Origin of the sequence: Streptomyces sp. NPDC053069, assembly GCF_044546895.1 — a bacterium.
In the GTDB taxonomy this organism is placed as follows: Bacteria; Actinomycetota; Actinomycetes; order Streptomycetales; family Streptomycetaceae; genus Streptomyces.
In genome coordinates this window covers 247,597-265,137 of record NZ_JBITZN010000004.1, presented here as the reverse complement: position 1 = coordinate 265,137, position 17,541 = coordinate 247,597, and the positions used below count along the sequence as shown (strand labels likewise).

At 69.2% G+C, this 17,541-nt stretch carries 18 protein-coding genes; 8 read left to right on the top strand and 10 right to left on the bottom strand.

What is annotated here, in order from left to right; genetic code table 11:
- Positions 1-17 precede the first annotated feature (17 nt).
- Both ACIGXP_RS11070 and ACIGXP_RS11065 read right to left on the bottom strand, forming a co-directional pair.
- Positions 18-620 (bottom strand): hypothetical protein, encoded by a 603-nt coding sequence (locus ACIGXP_RS11070; RefSeq protein WP_399766701.1) that lies wholly within the window; start codon positions 618-620, stop codon positions 18-20.
- A gap of 310 nt (positions 621-930) precedes the next feature.
- The gene (locus ACIGXP_RS11065) at positions 931-1,632 is read right to left on the bottom strand and encodes a DUF5324 family protein (RefSeq protein ID WP_399766698.1); all 702 of its coding nucleotides are present in this window, start codon (positions 1,630-1,632) and stop codon (positions 931-933) included.
- 279 nt (positions 1,633-1,911) lie between these two features.
- On the opposite strand from ACIGXP_RS11065, the gene ACIGXP_RS11060 reads away from it, so the two are divergent.
- Together ACIGXP_RS11060 and ACIGXP_RS11055 are read left to right on the top strand one after the other, a co-directional pair.
- A complete protein-coding gene (locus ACIGXP_RS11060; protein ID WP_399766697.1) occupies positions 1,912-2,442 on the top strand; it encodes a peptidylprolyl isomerase in 531 nt (176 codons plus the stop codon).
- Positions 2,443-2,587: 145 nt separating this feature from the next.
- Complete coding sequence (locus ACIGXP_RS11055) at positions 2,588-3,478, top strand: rhomboid family intramembrane serine protease (protein ID WP_399766694.1); 891 nt, start codon at positions 2,588-2,590, stop codon at positions 3,476-3,478.
- A gap of 232 nt (positions 3,479-3,710) precedes the next feature.
- On the opposite strand, the gene crgA is transcribed toward ACIGXP_RS11055, so the two are convergent.
- Positions 3,711-3,965, bottom strand: coding sequence for a cell division protein CrgA (gene crgA, locus ACIGXP_RS11050; protein ID WP_363217673.1), 255 nt, complete (start codon positions 3,963-3,965; stop codon positions 3,711-3,713).
- 102 nt (positions 3,966-4,067) lie between these two features.
- Here crgA and ACIGXP_RS11045 point away from each other — a divergent pair, with 102 nt between their 5' ends.
- The 6 genes from ACIGXP_RS11045 to ACIGXP_RS11020 are packed head-to-tail and all read left to right on the top strand — an operon-like array spanning position 4,068 to position 8,370.
- Positions 4,068-4,856, top strand: coding sequence for a DUF881 domain-containing protein (locus ACIGXP_RS11045; RefSeq protein WP_399766690.1), 789 nt, complete (start codon positions 4,068-4,070; stop codon positions 4,854-4,856).
- A 25-nt stretch (positions 4,857-4,881) separates the two neighbouring features.
- A complete protein-coding gene (locus ACIGXP_RS11040) occupies positions 4,882-5,547 on the top strand; it encodes a class E sortase (protein ID WP_399766687.1) in 666 nt (221 codons plus the stop codon).
- A gap of 52 nt (positions 5,548-5,599) precedes the next feature.
- Complete coding sequence (locus ACIGXP_RS11035; protein ID WP_208614037.1) at positions 5,600-5,761, top strand: hypothetical protein; 162 nt, start codon at positions 5,600-5,602, stop codon at positions 5,759-5,761.
- Complete coding sequence (locus ACIGXP_RS11030; RefSeq protein WP_399766684.1) at positions 5,758-6,396, top strand: aminodeoxychorismate/anthranilate synthase component II; 639 nt, start codon at positions 5,758-5,760, stop codon at positions 6,394-6,396. Before ACIGXP_RS11035 ends, ACIGXP_RS11030 begins: the two co-directional genes overlap by 4 nt.
- Positions 6,393-7,577 (top strand): class E sortase, encoded by a 1,185-nt coding sequence (locus ACIGXP_RS11025; protein ID WP_399766681.1) that lies wholly within the window; start codon positions 6,393-6,395, stop codon positions 7,575-7,577. The genes ACIGXP_RS11030 and ACIGXP_RS11025 overlap by 4 nt, the downstream gene beginning before the upstream one ends.
- Positions 7,578-7,614: 37 nt before the next feature.
- Positions 7,615-8,370, top strand: coding sequence for a class E sortase (locus ACIGXP_RS11020; RefSeq protein WP_399766678.1), 756 nt, complete (start codon positions 7,615-7,617; stop codon positions 8,368-8,370).
- Positions 8,371-8,433: 63 nt separating this feature from the next.
- On the opposite strand, the gene pknB is transcribed toward ACIGXP_RS11020, so the two are convergent.
- From pknB to ACIGXP_RS10985, 7 genes are all read right to left on the bottom strand, one after another.
- Positions 8,434-10,425, bottom strand: coding sequence for a Stk1 family PASTA domain-containing Ser/Thr kinase (gene pknB / locus ACIGXP_RS11015; protein WP_399766676.1), 1,992 nt, complete (start codon positions 10,423-10,425; stop codon positions 8,434-8,436).
- Between the two features lie 195 nt (positions 10,426-10,620).
- A complete protein-coding gene (locus ACIGXP_RS11010) occupies positions 10,621-12,096 on the bottom strand; it encodes a penicillin-binding transpeptidase domain-containing protein (RefSeq protein WP_363217666.1) in 1,476 nt (491 codons plus the stop codon).
- 248 nt (positions 12,097-12,344) lie between these two features.
- A complete protein-coding gene (locus ACIGXP_RS11005; RefSeq protein ID WP_363217665.1) occupies positions 12,345-12,689 on the bottom strand; it encodes a hypothetical protein in 345 nt (114 codons plus the stop codon).
- 121 nt (positions 12,690-12,810) lie between these two features.
- Complete coding sequence (locus ACIGXP_RS11000) at positions 12,811-14,280, bottom strand: FtsW/RodA/SpoVE family cell cycle protein (RefSeq protein WP_399766672.1); 1,470 nt, start codon at positions 14,278-14,280, stop codon at positions 12,811-12,813.
- 27 nt (positions 14,281-14,307) lie between these two features.
- The gene (locus ACIGXP_RS10995; RefSeq protein ID WP_399766670.1) at positions 14,308-15,855 is read right to left on the bottom strand and encodes a Stp1/IreP family PP2C-type Ser/Thr phosphatase; all 1,548 of its coding nucleotides are present in this window, start codon (positions 15,853-15,855) and stop codon (positions 14,308-14,310) included.
- A gap of 132 nt (positions 15,856-15,987) precedes the next feature.
- Positions 15,988-16,518, bottom strand: a complete 531-nt coding sequence (locus ACIGXP_RS10990) for an FHA domain-containing protein (protein ID WP_399766667.1) — start codon at positions 16,516-16,518, stop codon at positions 15,988-15,990.
- Between the two features lie 10 nt (positions 16,519-16,528).
- The gene (locus ACIGXP_RS10985) at positions 16,529-17,389 is read right to left on the bottom strand and encodes an FhaA domain-containing protein (protein ID WP_399766664.1); all 861 of its coding nucleotides are present in this window, start codon (positions 17,387-17,389) and stop codon (positions 16,529-16,531) included.
- Positions 17,390-17,541: the final 152 nt, after the last annotated feature.

Here is a 17,541-nt window from a genome sequence, read left to right as displayed (position 1 = left end):
TTCCGTGCGGCGCCCGATCAACACCCGGAAACCGCCCGGGATGTGCCCGGATCGAGTCGGGAGGGGCTCGGCTGCGACGGGTTCGGCCGGGACGCTCCCGACGCCCCCAGATCCGCCCGCATCCCGCGCCGCAGCTCCCGCAGCCGTTCCCACAGCGCGTCGATCTCCTCCTGGGCGGCGCCGAGCGAGTCGCCCGGGCGGGGGACGCCGTCGTCCAGGAGCCGGAGCCGGCCGTAGAGCGTGCCGAGTGCGTGGGTGACCTCGCCGGCCAGGACGAGTACGGGGTCGGGCAGCCGCATCTGGGCCTCCGCGTACACGTCCCGGTGCAGATCCCGGGCCTCGGTCAGGCGTTGCCGTACCGCGCGCGGATCCTCCGTGCGGCTCAGGGCGTGCAGTTGGTCGGTGAGGGCGGCCAGATACTGCCGGGAGGCGGTGTTGAGGGCGACGTAACAGGTGCGCCGCTCCTCGTCCTCCCGGGCCCGCGCCCGCGCCCGCTCGGCGCGCTCCCGCTCACGCTGCCGGCTGCGCTCGGCCGCGCGCTGGGTGAGCAGCGCCGACAGCAGGGTCCCGACCACCCCGACGACCGCCACGACCGGTGCACCCGCGCCATTGACGTCCATCGCGCCCACCCCCTGTGTCGCCGTCCCCCTCCAGCGAACCGGTGCGCATCCCCCCGGGGAACCCCATGCCCGGGCCCCGCCCGGCCTTCGCCCGGCTCCCGCCCGAGCGGCAGTCGCCGTGACCCGGTACACCGGCCGGGCCCTTCGTCCTGGCCTCGCGTGAGGGTCAGGCGGGTGACCGGCCTATCCGGCGAAAACGACCGGGCCCCTCCGGTCACCGAGAGGTGACCGGAGGGGCCCCGGACTGCTGCTGAGCACCACGCACGGACCGGACCGGGCCGGACCAGGTGGACTGAACCGGACTGGGGCGCTACTGGTCGTCCCGGTCCGCGGCGTCATCCTCCGCCTGCTTCGCCTGCACCTCCGGGTCCAGCCCCGAGGCACCGCTGCCGTCCACCGAGCTGAGCCGGCCGCCCGACTCGGGCACCTCCGTCGCGGCGGGCGGTTCCACCAGCCAGTCGGGGTTGGCCTGCTTGTCCCACCACTTCCACGCCGCGAAGGCACCACCGGCCAGCGTGGTCAGCACCGCCAGCACCTTCACGGCCCGGCCGGCCCTGGACCGGCGAGCCTTCCTGCGGGCCAGCTTCTGGATCTCCTCCGCCGAGACCTGGCCACGCAGCGCGGCCAGGGCGGCGGCACCGCGGGCCGCGGCCTCGTCGCGGACGGGACCGGTCGCGGCCACGGCCTGCTCGATCTTCGGACGCGAGTACTCGGCGGCCTGCCGGGCCGCCCTACGGGCGCGCAGCGCGGCCTCGTGCGCCGCCAGGTCCACCTTCGGCGGCACATGCGCACGGGCCTGTTCCAGACGTGGGGCGAGCCGGGCGTCGTACTGTTCGCGGGCCTGTTCGGCGGCCTGCGACACCACGGGCGCCAGCCGTACGCGTGCCTCATGCGCGTAGAGCGCGGCACGCTCCTTGGCCGTGTCGGCGTAGGGCGCCACCACTTCCGCGGCGTGCAGCACGCTGTCCTTTGCCGAGCCGGTCGCGGCGCGCACGCTGTCGATGCGGGTCACGGGTTCCTCCTCCTCGGTGGCGTACGGTATTTCGACTTTCCACCCTTTTACGGATCATGCCTGTCCACGGTCCGCGCGGCATGCGAGGGCGGGCATATGGGTGCCGATCGCTCCCATCAGATCGATCCGGGCCATACCCGGGCAACCCGAGCCTGTCTCGACCCTGCCACGAATCACCGCCCGGCGCTGCCTTCCGGGCGGAACTCGCGGCCTCGGACGACGTACGGGCCCGGCCGTGCGAGGATCGGGGTGTCACAGAAAGACAACGGAAGGCAGATCGTGGCCGAGCAGCTTTACGCCACCCTGAAGACCAACCACGGCGACATCGTGGTCGAGCTTTTCCCGAACCACGCGCCCGAGACGGTCAAGAACTTCGTCGAGCTGGCCCAGGGCGAGCGCGAGTGGACGCACCCCGGCACGGGTGAGAAGAGCAAGAAGCCGCTCTACAACGGCACGATCTTCCACCGCGTCATCAGCGGCTTCATGATCCAGGGCGGCGACCCGCTGGGCAGCGGCATCGGCGGCCCCGGCTACAAGTTCGGGGACGAGTTCCACCCGGACCTGTCCTTCAACAAGCCGTACCTGCTCGCCATGGCCAACGCCGGCCCGGGCACCAACGGCTCGCAGTTCTTCATCACCGTCTCCCCCACGACGTGGCTGAACCGCAAGCACACCATCTTCGGCGAGGTCACCGACGAGGCCAGCCAGAAGGTCGTCGACGCCATCGCCGGTGTGCCCACCGGCCGCAACGACCGCCCGGTCAACGACGTCGTCATCGAGTCGGTCGTCGTCGAGAAGCGACAGGGCTGAGCGCCCCACCGGCTCCTCGGCCGGCATGACCCGCAGGGACCGGCCGGTACATCCCGCAGGGAACCATTCGCCCCGCTCGTCCGTACCAAGGATGAGCGGGGCGGGGCATTGCCGGGGGCAGTCCCACGACGAGCAAGGGGAACAGATGGACGAGGCCGCAGCCGGCACACAGGGCGCCCACCGCGTGCCCCTGTGCTACCGCCATCCGGACCGCGAGACCGGCGTGCGCTGCACCCGCTGTGAGCGCCCCATCTGCCCCGAATGCATGATCAGCGCCTCGGTCGGCTTCCAGTGCCCCGAGTGCGTGCGCGCCGGCAGCGGCACCGGACACCCGCCGACCGCCGCCCAGCCGCGCACGATCGCCGGCGGCACGCTCACCTCCGACCCGCGGCTGCTCACCAAGGTCCTGATCGGGATCAACCTCGCGCTGTTCCTGGTGCAGACCTCCCTCGGTGACCGCTTCACCGACCGGTTCGAACTGATCGGACAGGCCTACACCCCCCTGCTCACCGGGGTGCAGGGCATCGCCGAGGGGCAGTACTACCGCCTGCTGACCGCGATGTTCCTGCACGGCGGCTACGCCCACATCCTCTTCAACATGCTCAGCCTGTGGTGGATCGGCGGCCCCCTGGAAGCGGCCCTGGGCCGCGCCCGCTATCTCGCCCTCTACTTCGTCTCGGGCCTCGCGGGCAGCGCCCTCACCTATCTGCTCGCCGCACCCAACCAGCCCTCCCTCGGCGCCTCCGGAGCGATCTTCGGCCTCTTCGGCGCGACCGGCGTGCTGATGCGCCGGCTCAACTACGACCTGCGCCCGCTGATCGCCCTGCTGGTGATCAACATGGTCATCACCTTCAGTCCGGGAATGAACATCGCCTGGCAGGCCCACATCGGCGGCCTGGTCGCCGGTGTCGTCACCGGGTACGCCATGGTCCACGCCCCGCGCGAGAGGCGGACGCTGGTCCAGTACGGCACGTGTGCCGTCGTACTCGCCGTCGTGGTGGTTCTCACGCTGGTCAGGACCGCACAGCTCACCTGATACCGAACCGTTGTCCACAGGCTGTGGCGAATCTTGTGCACGGTGTGCGGGCACAACTGCGCCCCCTGTCACCCGGATGTGTTTCCGCAGGTCAGGCAGGGGGCGAACAGATGTACCGGGAACGTTGGGCCAGTCACACCGGCGTCAACGCCCGATGAGTTATCCACAGATGGTCGTTCTTTTTCCCCAGGGCGCTTTTCCCAGGTGAACAGCCTGTGGATAACTCAGTGGACTACTTCCACTGCGTGGAGACGCCGAAGCCGGCGGCGATGAAGCCGAAGCCGACCACGATGTTCCAGTTGTCCCACGAGTCGATGGGCAGCGAGCCGTCGGTCACGTAGAAGACGACGATCCAGGCCAGGCCGATGACGAACATCGCCAGCATGACTGGCGCGACCCAGGTGCCGCTGGTGAGCTTGATGGCCTGTGCCTGCTTCGCCGGCGGCGGCGTGTAGTCGGCCTTCTTGCGGATACGTGACTTCGGCACGAGGGTCTCTCCTGTCGATGCGCTGCGTGGCCGCGCAGGTAACTGGGTCGGGCGCGTCCGTTAGCGTAGTGCTTCCGTGGCGCCGAAGGAGATAAGGGTACGTTGAGCAATTCTGCCGACTCCCCCGGGACGGGGGCAACGGGCTCCGGCCCCGGCCGCGTCCGGCGTCTGCGCCCGGTGCGGGTGCTCACCGCGGCCGTGTTCGCCCTCGCGGGGCTCATCTTCTTCACCAGCTTCAACACGGCCAAGGGCACGGACATCCGGCAGGACGGCTCCCTGCTGAAGCTGTCGGACCTCATCCAGCAGCGCAGCCGCAAGAACAAGGAGCTGGACGAGTCCAACGCGGCCCTGCGCGGGAGCGTGGAGTCGCTCGCCGAGAGCGACGACGGCAGCACCAAGGCGCAGGACCGCAGGCTGAGCGGACTGGAGAAGAGCACCGGCACCCAGAGGCTCACCGGCCGGGCCGTCACCGTCACGCTCAATGACGCGCCGCCCAACGCCACGGCGAAGCTCCCCGGCTATCCCGAACCACAGCCCGACTACCTGGTCATCCACCAGCAGGACCTGCAGGCCGTGGTGAACGCGCTCTGGCAGGGCGGTGCCCAGGGGATCAAGGTCATGGACCAGCGGCTGATCTCCACCAGCGCGGTGCGCTGCGTCGGCAACACGCTGATTCTCCAGGGCCGTGTCTACTCGCCGCCGTACAAGATCACGGCGGTCGGGGACCCGGACAGGCTGCAGCAGGCACTCGCGGCGAGCAAGGCGATCCAGACCTACATGGTGTACGTCAATGTCTACGGCCTCGGCTGGAAAGTCACCGACGACGGAACGGTGACTCTTCCGGGCTACTCGGGCACAGTGGATCTGCACTACGCGAAGCCCGTGCAGTAGCCAGCCGTCCGTCGCGGAGGCGCCGGTGCGCATGATCGTCCGGACCGTCAGCGAGCTGTGCATCACCGTCGGCGCCCTGATCGTGCTCTTCGTCGCCTACGTGCTGTTCTGGACGGGTGTGCGCGCCGAGGGGGCCATGAACGACCAGATCGATCAGCTGCACCGGCAGTGGTCGAGGGGGAGCGGGCAGCCGGTCGCCGTGACGAAACCGGCGCCGTACCGCTACGGCGAGGCTTTCGCGATCATGTACATCCCGCGGCTTGGTTTCACGTGGAACAAGCCGGTCCTGGAGGGCACCGGCCGGGACGTGCTGGCGAAGGGCCTCGCCCACTACCGGGGAACCGCCCGGCTCGGCCAGGTGGGCAACTTCGCGGTGGCCGGGCACCGGCGGACCTACGGCGACCCGTTCCTGGACTTCCCGAAGCTGCGGCCCGGGGACGCCGTCGTGCTCACCGACGGGACGACCTGGTTCACGTATCGGATCGACAAAGGCCCCTACAAAACCGTGCCGACGGACGTTGAGGTGATCGACCCTGTGCCACGTAAGTCCGGGTACACGCGTCCGGGACGCTATCTGACGCTGACCACGTGCGATCCCGAATGGGGGCACAGTCACCGGCTGATCGTCTGGGCGCACCTGGACTCCGCCCAGTCCGTGGAGGCAGGAGAACCGAAGGCTCTGCGCCGTTAGTCTGGTGGCGTACGGCGTGCGTCCGGTGCCGTGGGGAGAGGGAAGGAACGGCATGTACGGCTGGATCTGGCGGCATCTGCCGGGGAACGTGTGGGTGAGGGCGCTGATCTCACTCGTACTGGTCCTGGCCGTGATCTACATCCTCTTCCAGTACGTCTTCCCGTGGGCCGAACCGCTGCTGCCCTTCAACGATGTGACGGTGGACAACCAGTGAGTGCGCGGATTCTCGTCGTCGACAACTACGACAGCTTCGTCTTCAACCTCGTCCAGTACCTGTACCAGCTGGGTGCCGAGTGCGAGGTGCTGCGCAACGACGAGGTGTCGACGGCGCACGCCCAGGACGGCTTCGACGGGGTGCTGCTCTCGCCCGGGCCGGGAACGCCCGAGGAGGCAGGGGTGTGCGTGGACATGGTCCGCCACTGTGCCTCGACCGGAGTGCCGGTCTTCGGGGTGTGCCTCGGCATGCAGTCGATGCAGGTGGCGTACGGCGGTGTGGTGGACCGGGCGCCCGAGCTGCTGCACGGCAAGACCTCGCTGGTGGAGCACGAGGGCAAGGGCGTCTTTTCGGGCCTGCCCTCCCCCTTCACGGCGACCCGCTACCACTCCCTGGCCGCCGAGCCGGGGACGGTCCCGGCCGAGCTGGAGGTGACCGCCCGCACGCACGACGGCATCATCATGGGCCTGCGGCACCGGGAACTCAGGGTCGAGGGCGTGCAGTTCCACCCCGAGTCGGTGCTGACCGAGCACGGGCACCGGATGCTGGCCAACTGGCTGGTGGAGTGCGGCGACCTGGGTGCCGTGGCGAGGTCGACGGGGCTGGCCCCGGTGGTGGGCAGGGCCACGGCGTGACCGCGCTGCGCCCGGAGCCAGAGACCGATGCCTCGTACGGGGATCAGTCGTACGAGGCTTCCGGTGCGCTTGGGGACTGGGACACGGCGGGCGCGGCGTACCAGGAGTCGTACGGGGTGCCGTACGGGGATCAGCACGGCGATCGGTACGGGGATCAGCACGGCGATCGGTACGGGGATCAGCACGACGATCGGCACGGGGAGCGTCAGCGGGAACCGCAGGGGCAGCCTTACCGGCCGCCCCTGGACGACGAGACGATGGCGCTGCGGCTCACCGATCCCTCGGCGGGCCCGTCGAGCGGGTCCATACGCGCCTCTGCGGCCTCTGGCGCCCCTTCCGGCTCCTCCGCCACTCAAGGCGCGGCCGGCGGGCGAGCGGCCCGCAGAAAGGCCGCCAAGCGCCGCGGTGGGCGCCATGGCGGCGGCCGGGAGACGGCGCCCGCCGAGACGCGGGAGTCCGGCAGGCCGCTGTCCCGGGTGGAGGCGCGGCGGCAGGCGCGGCTGCGCAAGCCGAGCCCGGCCGTCGTCGCGAGCCGGGCGATCGGCGAGGTGTTCATCACCACCGGCCTGCTGATGCTGCTGTTCGTCACCTACCAGCTGTGGTGGACCAACATCCGCGCCCATGCGCAGGCGGGCAGCGAGGCGCATCAGCTCCAGGACGACTGGGCCAGCGGAAAGCGCAGCCCGGGTGTCTTCGCGCCGGGGCAGGGCTTCGCCATCCTGCACATCCCCAAGCTGGACGTGGTGGCGCCGATAGCGGAGGGCGTCAGCAAAGCGAAGGTGCTCGACAAGGGCATGGTCGGGCACTACGGCGAACCCCCGCTGAAGACGGCGATGCCCGGCGACAGGACCGGCAACTTCGGACTCGCCGCCCATCGCAACACGCACGGTGAGCCGTTCCGGTACATCAACACGCTCAAGGCCGGCGACGCGGTCGTTGTCGAGACACAGGACACGTACTTCGTGTACAAGGTGACCTCGATGCTGCCGGTGACCTCGCCGGCCAACACCAGCGTCCTGAGCCCCGTCCCGAGGGGCTCGGGTTTCACCGAACCCGGCCGCTACATCACCCTCACCACCTGCACGCCGGAGTTCACGAGCAAGTACCGGCTGATCGTCTGGGGCAAGATGGTCGAGGAACGCCCGCGCAGCAAGGGCAAGCCGGACGCGCTCATCGAGTAGGGCATCGTAGGGCCGAAGCGAGTAAGGGCAAGGAACTGTGGCAGCGACCGCCGACGACACCGAAGAACACACGGACGCGTCCGATCCGAATCCCGCCCCGCGCGGCCGGCGTCCCGGCCGTGTCGCCACGGCGGTCAGCGTCCTCGGTGAACTCCTCATCACAGCGGGCCTGTTGCTGGCTCTCTTCGTCGTCTACTCCCTGTGGTGGACGAACGTGATAGCGGATCGCAAGGCGGACAAGCGGGCCGACCAGGTCCGTCAACACTGGGCCCACGCGACGGACTCCACTCCGGGAGCGCTGGACACCAAGGACGGCATCGGCTTCCTGCATGTGCCGTCGATGCACAACGGCGAGGTCCTGGTCGAGAAGGGCACGGGCACAGATGTCCTCAACGACGGTGTGGCCGGCTACTACACGGACCCGGTCAAGGCGACCCTCCCCATGACCGGCAGGGCCGGCAACTTCACCCTCGCCGCCCACCGCGACGGCCACGGCGCGAAGTTCCACAACATCGACAAGATCGAGAAGGGCGACCCGATCGTCTTCGAGACACGGGACGACTGGTACGTCTACAAGGTCTACTCGGTCCTGTCGGAGACCTCGAAGTACAACGTCAAGGTCCTCTCCCCGGTCCCGAAGGAGTCCGGCAAGAAGAAGCCGGGCCACTACATCACCCTGACGACCTGCACCCCGGTCTACACCTCGGAGTACCGGTACGTGGTGTGGGGCGAACTGGTCCGGGTGGAGAAGGTGGACGGCAAGCGGACGCCGCCGGCGGAGTTGCGGGGCTGACAGACGAGGACGGGTCCGCCCAGGAACCGGAGTTCCCGGGCGGACCCGCTGTCGGTGGATGGGTCAGCCGTTGGGGCCGGCGATGATCCCACCGTTGCCGTTGTCGCCGCCGCCCCCGAAGTCCAGGGTGTTCAGGACGATCGGGGTGTTGCTCGGATCGGCCTGGGTTCCGGCCGGCGGGTTCTGCTGGATGACCCGTGCCTTGTCGTCCTTGGACCCGTTGACCTGGATCTGTGTGTAGCCCTGCTGCTGCAGGATCTGCTGGGCTTCCTTCAGGGTCCGGCCGGTGACGTTCGGGACCTGGCCCTGTGTCTGCTGGCCGCCCTGGAACTTGCCGACGTTGAGCGTGACGGCCGTGTTCTTGGGCACCTGCTGGTTCGCCTGCGGGCTGAACGAGAGGACCTTGCCGTCGTCGTCCTGGTTGGGCGTGGGGGTGTCGGTGCAGGTGGCGGTCAGGCCCAGGTTCTGCAGCTCGGCCTTCGCGTCGTCACAGGACTTGCCGACGAGGTCGCCGGGAATGGTGACCTTCTCCACGGGCTTGGCGACCGTGAGGGTGATCGTGGTGCCCTTCTGCTTGCTCGTGCCGCCGCGCGGGTCCTGCTCGATGACCAGGCCGGCGGCCCGGTCCGACTCCTGGGTCCGCTGCTCGACGTTGAAGCCCTTCGCCTTGAGCTGGGACTGGGCGTCGGTGAACTGGATGCCGCGGACGTCCGGTACCTGCACCTTGGGTGCTCCGGTCGACACGGTGAGGTCGATCGTGGTGCCCTTGTCGACCTTCCCGTTCTTCGGGTTCTGGTCGCAGACGTTGCCCTTCGGCTGGTCGTCGCAGGGCTTCCTGCTGATCGACACCTTCAGGTCGACGTTCGCGGCCATCTTCTGGGCCGTTTTCTCCGGCTGGCCGATGAAGGCCGGCACCGGCACCCTGCCGTCGTCGGTGTTGTGGTTGGTCGCCACCCACTTGCCGATCAGGATCGCGCCGACCAGGACGAGGATGCCCGCGACCACCAGGAGGATCGTGGAGGTGTTGGACTTCTTCTGCTGCCGGCCGCGGCGGCCGGAGCCGTCGTCGTAGCCGTAGCCGCCGTCGTCCGGGTTCATCGGCGGGAGCATGCTGGTGGCGCCCGCGCCGGCGTCGGGGCGCAGGGCCGTCGTCGGCTGGTCGTCGGGGTAGCCGCCGTAGCCCACCGCGCCCATCGCGGCCGTCGCCGCGACCGGCTGGCCGTCCAGACAGGCCTCGATGTCGGCACGCATCTCGTCGGCCGACTGGTAGCGGTAGTTCGGGTCCTTGACCAGCGCCTTCAGGACGATCGCGTCCATCTCGGGGGTGATCTCGGGGTCGAAGACCGACGGGGGCTGGGGCTCCTCGCGGACGTGCTGGTAGGCCACCGCCACCGGGGAGTCGCCCACGAAGGGGGGCCGTACCGTCAGCAGCTCGTAGAGCAGGCAGCCGGTCGAGTACAGGTCCGACCTCGCGTCGACCTGCTCGCCCTTCGCCTGCTCCGGCGACAGGTACTGGGCCGTGCCGATGACCGCCGCCGTCTGGGTCATGGTCATGCCGGCGTCGCCCATGGCGCGGGCGATACCGAAGTCCATCACCTTGACCTGGCCGTTGCGGGTCAGCATGACGTTGGCCGGCTTGATGTCGCGGTGGACGATGCCGTTGCGGTGGGCGTACTCCAGGCCCTGGAGGATGCCGATGGTCATTTCCATCGCACGCTCGGGCAGGAGCTTGCGGCCGGAGTGGAGCAGCTCACGGAGCGTGGAGCCGTCTACGTACTCCATGACGATGTACGGGATCGAGACCCCGTCGATGTAGTCCTCGCCCGTGTCGTAGACCGCGACGATCGCGGGATGGTTGAGCGAGGCGGCCGACTGGGCCTCCCGGCGGAACCGGGCCTGGAAGGACGGATCACGCGCGAGGTCCGCGCGCAGCGTCTTCACCGCCACGGTGCGACCGAGCCGGGTGTCATGCGCGAGGTAGACCTCCGCCATGCCACCACGGCCGAGCACCTGGCCCAGCTCGTACCGGCCGCCGAGGCGACGCGGCTCTTCCATAGTTCCCTACCAGCCCTCTCCGTCGGTCTCGGCCGCCCACGTGTCGTGTGCGGCCAGAGGCTGCCGTCCGGGCCTACCGTACCCGGCTCGCTTTGTATGACCTGGCCAAGCCCGCAACCCGATACAGGACCGGTATCGCAACGTGCGGCGATGTGAAGGAGACGTGACGGTTGTCACTCTCCGGGGCAGGCGCCGTCACTTTTTGGAGCTGATGACCGCCTGCATGACGCTCTTCGCGATCGGAGCCGCCAGACCGCCACCGGAGATGTCGTCGCGGTTGGCGCTCTCGTCCTCGACCACCACGGCCACGGCGACCGGCGAGCTGCCGTCGGACAGCTTGGCGTAGGAGATGAACCACGCGTACGGGTTGGCGCTGTTCGCCACACCGTGCTGAGCGGTACCGGTCTTGCCGCCCACGGTGACGCCGTCGATCTGCGCCTTCGTACCGGTGCCCTGCTTGACGACCGTCTCCATCATGTCCTGCAGGATCTGCGCGTTGGCCGGCGACAGCGGCCGGCTCATCTCCTTCGGCTCGGTCTTCTCGACCGGGTCGAGGTTGGAGGACTGCAGTGTGTCGACCATGTACGGCTTCATCAGCTTGCCGTCGTTGGCGACCGCCGAGGCGACCATGGCCATCTGCAGGGGGGTCGCGGCGGTGTTGTACTGGCCGATGGAGGACAGCGCGGTCTGCGAGGGGTTCATGTTGTCGGAGAAGACCGACGCGTAGGCGCGGACCGGGACGAACTGCTCGGAGTCGAAGCCGAACTTCTTCGCCTCCTCCAGCATCTTGTCGTTGCCGAGGTCGGAGCCGATCTTGCCGAAGACCGAGTTGCAGGACCAGCGCAGCGCCTCGCGCAGGGAGGCGTTCCTGCAGGGGATGTTGCCCTCGTTCTTCAGCGGGGTCGTGGTGCCCGGCATGGTCCACGGCAGCGGCGACTTCGTCTGCTCGGTGTCCGACTTGTACAGCCCGTTCTCCAGCGCCGCCGCCGCGGTGACCACCTTGAAGGTGGAGCCCGGCGGGTAGGTCTCGCGCAGCGCCCGGTTCAGCATCGGGTCGGCCGGGTTGTTCTTCTTCTGGAGCTTGTTCCAGGCCTTGGCGTCGCTGTCGGAGTAGCCCGCGAAGGACGAGGGGTCGTACGACGGGTAGGAGGCCAGCGCCAGGATCTTGCCGGTGGACGGCTCCAGGGCGACGACCGCGCCCTTGCCGCCCTGCCGGGACAGCCCGTCGTACGCCGCCTTCTGCGCGGCCGCGTTCAGCGTGGTGACGACGTTGCCGCCCTGCTGCTGCTTGCCGGTGACCATGTCCAGCGTCTTGCGGAAGAAGAGCCGGTCGTCGTTGCCGGTGAGGATGCCGTCCTCGACACCCTCCAGGAAGCTGCTGTTGAAGGCCTGCGAGGAGTAGCCGGTGACCGGGGCCCACATGGGGCCGTTCTTGTAGGTGCGCTTGTACTTGAAGTCACCGTGCTTGGTCTCGACCGAGCCGGTTATGGGGTCGCCGTTGACGATGATGTTGCCCCGCTGGTGCGCGTACCGCTCGATGTTCACGCGGCGGTTGTCCGGATCGGCGCGCAGTTTGTCGGCCTGGACGTACTGAAGCCAGTTGTCACGGATCAACAGTGCGAGGACGAGAAGTCCGCAGAAGATCGCGATTCGGCGCAGTGGCTTGTTCACATCCGGCCTTTCCACAAGCTAACAGGTGCGCCTGTTGCTTCAGTCTCTCGGTGCCGATGGTCCTGGCGCTCATCCTTGGCCGCCCACAGTTTAGAGGCAGCCGCTGTGTGTCCCGGGCGGGCCGTCCACAACGACTGATCAGTAGACGCGCCTCGGGCGCGACGGGTTCCGGAAAACGACGGACGGCTTCCGGTTCCGGCAGATGCCGGTCCCGGAAGCCGTCCGTCAGGAATGCGCCGAGGGGCCGTTCAGCACTTGGGCGGGTTGCCGCTGGCCACGTTGAAGTAGTAGTCGGAGGTGTAGCCCCAGACGTTCGCGCTGGAGCTGTTGTCCTTCACGTACCACCAGATGTTGTCGCCGTAGACGCCCTCGCCCCGGACCCAGCACTTCACGAAGGCGCCGTCGCCCTTGTAGGCGTGGTCCACGACCGGCATGTCCGTGCTCGGTCCCTTGCGGATCTTGACGTTGTCCGTGGTCCAGCTGCCCCCGTACGCCCCGGCGGCCTGTGCGCTCGTCGCGCTGGTCACCGTGAACAGTGCGGCGCCGAGTGCGGCGGCCGCGCCCACCGCGACGCGCTTGCCGCGCGTACCCATGCGAAGCATGAGATCCCCCAATGTGTCGGTCGTCCCGTCCCGTGGTCACGGGACGGGGATGGTCGTCCGTCACTCTAGTGGGTGACCCGCAGCGCAACGATCTTGATGTAGGTGATCAGGATCACTCGACGGGACCGGCGCCGCCGGGGCGAACCACCTGGGTCATCTCGGCGTCGGGGTTCGTGGCCGGGGTGGGCGCAGGGCGGCGGGCCGTGTCGCTGATGCGGATCAGGATGCCGATCAGCGCCCAGTTGGCCAGCACGGAGGAACCGCCGTAGGCGAGGAACGGCATCGTCATACCGGTCAGCGGGATGAGGCCCATCACACCGCCGGCGACCACGAACACCTGCAGGGCGAAGGCGCCGGACAGGCCTACGGCGAGCAGCTTGCCGAACGGGTCGCGGGCGGCGAGGGCGGTGCGCAGGCCGCGCTCCACGATCAGGCCGTAGATCAGCAGCATCGCCATGATGCCCGCCAGGCCCAGTTCCTCGCCGAAGGTCGCGAAGACGAAGTCGGAGTTGGCGGCGAACTTGATCAGGTCCGAGTGGCCCTGGCCCCAGCCGGTGCCGAGGGTGCCGCCGGAGCCGAACGCCCACAGGGACTGCTGCAGCTGGTCGGAGTGGGGGATGCCGTCGTGGGTGATCTGGCGGCTGAGCTTGAACTCGCGCATCGGGTTGAGCCAGGCGTTGACACGCGTCTGGATGTGCGTCTCGAAGCTGGCCACACCGACGGCGCCGACCGCGGACATCAGCAGACCGAAGACGATCCAGCTGGTCCGCTCCGTGGCGACGTACAGCATGATCACGAACATGCCGAAGAACAGCAGCGACGTGCCGAGGTCGGTCTCGAAGACCAGGATCAGGATCGAGAGCGCCCAGACGACCAGGATCGGACCGAGGTCACGGCCACGCGGCAGGTACAGGCCCATGAAGCGGCGGCTGGCGAGGGCCAGGGCGTCGCGCTTCACCATCAGGTAGCCGGCGAAGAAGACGGCGAGGACGATCTTCGCGAACTCGCCGGGCTGGAGGGAGCCCAGGCCGGGGACCCGGATCCAGATCTTGGCGCCGTAGATGTCGGCCCCGAGGCCCGGCACCAGCGGCAGGAGGAGCAGGACCAGAGCGCCGGCCATGGAGATGTAGGTGTAGCGCTGCAGGACGCGGTGGTCCTTGAGGAAGATCAGCACGACCGTGAACAGCGCGATGCCCAGCGCGGTGTAGAGCAGCTGGCGGGGCGCGGCCGGGGCGTAGCCCTTCAGCGACTGCAGCAGCTTCGACTGGTCCAGCCGCCAGATCACGACGAGCCCGAGCCCGTTGAGCAGAGTGGCCAGCGGCAGCAGCAGCGGGTCGGCGTACGGCGCGAACTTCCGGACGCCGAGATGGGCGACTCCGGCCAGCAGGCCCAGTCCGAGGCCGTACTCCAGCAGCCCGGCGGGCACCTTGCTGCTGATGGCCAGGCCCACGTTGGCGTAGGCGAACACCGGGATGGCCACGGCGAAGACCAGCAGGGCCAGCTCGGTGTTGCGGCGGCTCGGAGCGCCGATGGCGCCGATCGTGGACGTGTGGTGCGTCGGCGAGTTAGTGGTACTGCTCATCGTGTGACAGGGCCTCTCACGGCTCGGCTACTGCTTGCCGCACTGATCGACGACCTTCTGCTCATCCTCGGAGAGGCTCGGGCCGGGATTCGGAGTGGGGGACGTGGACGGGGGCTTCGACGGCGAGGTCGGGGGCGTCGTCTTCGTCGCCGACGGGTTCGGCGTCGGTGATGCCTTGGACGTGAAGGCGGTACGGGTGGTTCCCGTGGTGCCTCCGGCCTCGCCCTGGCCCGTCTTCGCGTTCCGCTCGGACTCGGCGGCCTGGTGCTCCGCCTTCTTCCTGCACGCGGAGGCCTGCACGGACAGTGCCTCGATCTTCGCCTGGGCCTGCTGCAGACCGCCCGCGGCGATCGTGGCCTTCACCTGCTTCTGCTGGTACGGCGGCAGGTACTTGAGTTCGATCTCCGGATGGTCCTTCTCCACCGTCGACAGCGACACCCAGGCCAGATCCTGGCTGATCCCCCGGTACAGGGCCACGTGCTCGCCCTTGGCGCCGACGTAGTACTGAGTCTGCGTCCAGCGGTAGCCGCCGTAGAGGCCGCCGCCGATGACGGCGAGGGCCAGGGCGCTGTACAGGGATCTCTTCAGCCACCTGCGCCCGCCGCGCGGCTTGGTGAAGTCACCGTCGGCGTAGTCGCCGAAACCGCCCGCCGGGATGTACCCGGTGGTGTCGCCGGAACCGGGCGGGCCGAACTCGCCGCCGCCGTGCCCGTGGTGCTGCCGGCCCAGATGGGAGGCGCGGCCGGCCGGGGTCTGCATGATGCCGTTGTCGTGCAGGTGGTGCTGGTTCTCGGCGACCGCACCGACCACCACCGGCTGGTCGGACAGCTGCCCGGCCATGGTGTCACCGGTGTCCAGGTCGAGGACGTCGGCGACGATGACGGTGATGTTGTCGGGGCCGCCGCCGCGCAGCGCGAGCTGGATCAGCTCCTGCACGGTCTCCTGCGGGCCCTGGTAGCTGGCGAGGGTCTCCTCGATCGTCTGGTGGGAGACGACGGTGGACAGCCCGTCGGAGCAGATCAGATAGCGGTCGCCGGCCCGGACCTCGCGGATCGACAGGTCCGGCTCGACGTGGTCGCTGCTGCCCACGGCGCGCATGAGGAGGGACCGCTGCGGATGCGTGGTCGCCTCCTCCTCGGTGATCCGGCCCTCGTCGACGAGCCGCTGCACCCAGGTGTGGTCCTGGGTGATCTGGGTGAGGACCCCGTCACGCAGCAGATAGGCCCGCGAGTCACCGACGTGCACGAGACCGAGCCGCTGCCCGGTCCACAGCAGCGCGGTCAGGGTCGTCCCCATGCCTTCGAGCTGGGGGTCCTCGGCGACCATGGCGCGCAGCTGGTCATTGGCGTGCTGCACGGCCGCGCCGAGGGAGGTCAGGATGTCGGAGCCGGGCACGTCGTCGTCGAGCGTGACCAGGGTGGAGATCACCTCGGAGGAGGCGACCTCGCCGGCGGCCTGGCCGCCCATGCCGTCGGCGATCGCGAGGAGCCGCGGACCGGCGTAACCGGAGTCCTCGTTGTGCCCGCGGATCATGCCTTCGTGCGATCCGGCGGCAAAGCGCAGTGACAGACTCATGCGCACCTCGCCCGTCGGCTCCGAATGCAGCCGGTCGTGTCGAGCCACACTGCCCACCCTCCGGTCGGGAGCGCGCCGGAGACCAGGGTGCGGCCTGCCGCTGCGTGCTCGCTCCGCTCGCTCATTGTCGTACTACTTCCGCAGCTCGATGACGGTCTTGCCGATGCGGATCGGCGCGCCCAGCGGGATCGGCGTGGGAGTCGTCAGCCGGGACCGGTCCAGGTAGGTGCCGTTGGTGGAGCCCAGGTCCTCGACGATCCACTGACCGTCGCGGTCCGGATAGATCCTGGCATGGCGGCTGGAGGCGTAGTCGTCGTCCAGCACGATCGTGGAGTCGTGCGCCCGGCCCAGGGTGATCGTCTGGCCCTGCAGCGCGACCGTGGTGCCGGTCAGTGTGCCTTCCGTCACGACCAGCTTGGTGGGGGCGTTGCGACCGCGCCGGCCGCCGCCCTGCTGGCCACGCTGCTGGCCGCGCTGCGACGGGGGCGCGGCGGCCTGCTGCCGGGGCGCCTGCTGCTGGCGACCGGCCTCCCTACGCGATCCGCGCTGGGTGACGCGCGTACCGAACAGGTCGCTCCGGATGACCTGCACGGCCACGATCACGAACAGCCACAGTACGGCCAGGAAACCCAGCCGCATGACCGTGAGGGTCAGCTCTGACATTGCCCCCGCTTCACCCTTCGGCTTGCCTATAGATAACGGTGGTACTGCCCACGACGATCCGCGAGCCGTCGCGGAGCGTAGCGCGGGTGGTGTGCTGCCCGTCCACCACGATGCCGTTGGTGGAGCCGAGATCCTGGATCGTCGAGGGCGTTCCGGTCCGGATCTCGCAGTGCCGGCGGGAGACGCCGGGGTCGTCGATCCGCACGTCGGCGTCGGTGCTGCGGCCCAGCACCAGCGTCGCGCGGGAGATCTGGTGGCGGGTGCCGTTGATCTCGATCCAGTAGCGGGTGTGCCCGCCGCTCATCGGGGCGGCCGCGGGCCGCTGCGTGGCGGGCTGGGGGTAGCCGTAGCCGCCGGGGCGGGCGCCGGGCGGGGGCGCGGACGGCATCGGGGGCGCCCCGGCGGGCGCGCTCGGCGGGTAGCCGTAGCCGCCGCCCGGGGCACCCTGCGCGGGGCGGCCGGGGGCCGGGGCCGCGGGGGCCGCCTGCTGGCTGCTGGAGGAGGCGAGGGTGCGCGAGCGCACCCGGTACAGGCCGGTGTCCAGGTCGTCGGCCTTCTCCAGGTTGACCTTGATGGGGCCCATGAAGGTGTAACGCTGCTGCTTTGCGTAGTCGCGCACCATGCCGGCCAGCTCGTCGCCGAGCTGCCCGGAGTAGGGGCTGAGGCGCTCGTAGTCCGGCGCGCTCAGCTCCACGATGAAGTCGTTGGGTACGACGGTCCGGTCGCGGTTCCAGATCGTGGCGTTGTTGTCGCACTCACGCTGGAGCGCGCCGGCGATCTCCACGGGCTGCACCTCGGACTTGAAGACCTTGGCGAAGGTGCCGTTCACCAGACCTTCGAGACGCTGCTCGAACTTCTTCAGGACTCCCATGGGGCACCTCCTCCGTCCCTGCCGTTGCCTTGCCCTGCTGTGTGCGCTGCCTTGCCCGGTTGTGCCGGTACTGCTTACTGATCGTATCTACGCGTCCGGCAATCAGCCGGTTCCCCCAGCGACTCCCCTTCGAACTCCCGGCGGGCACTCCT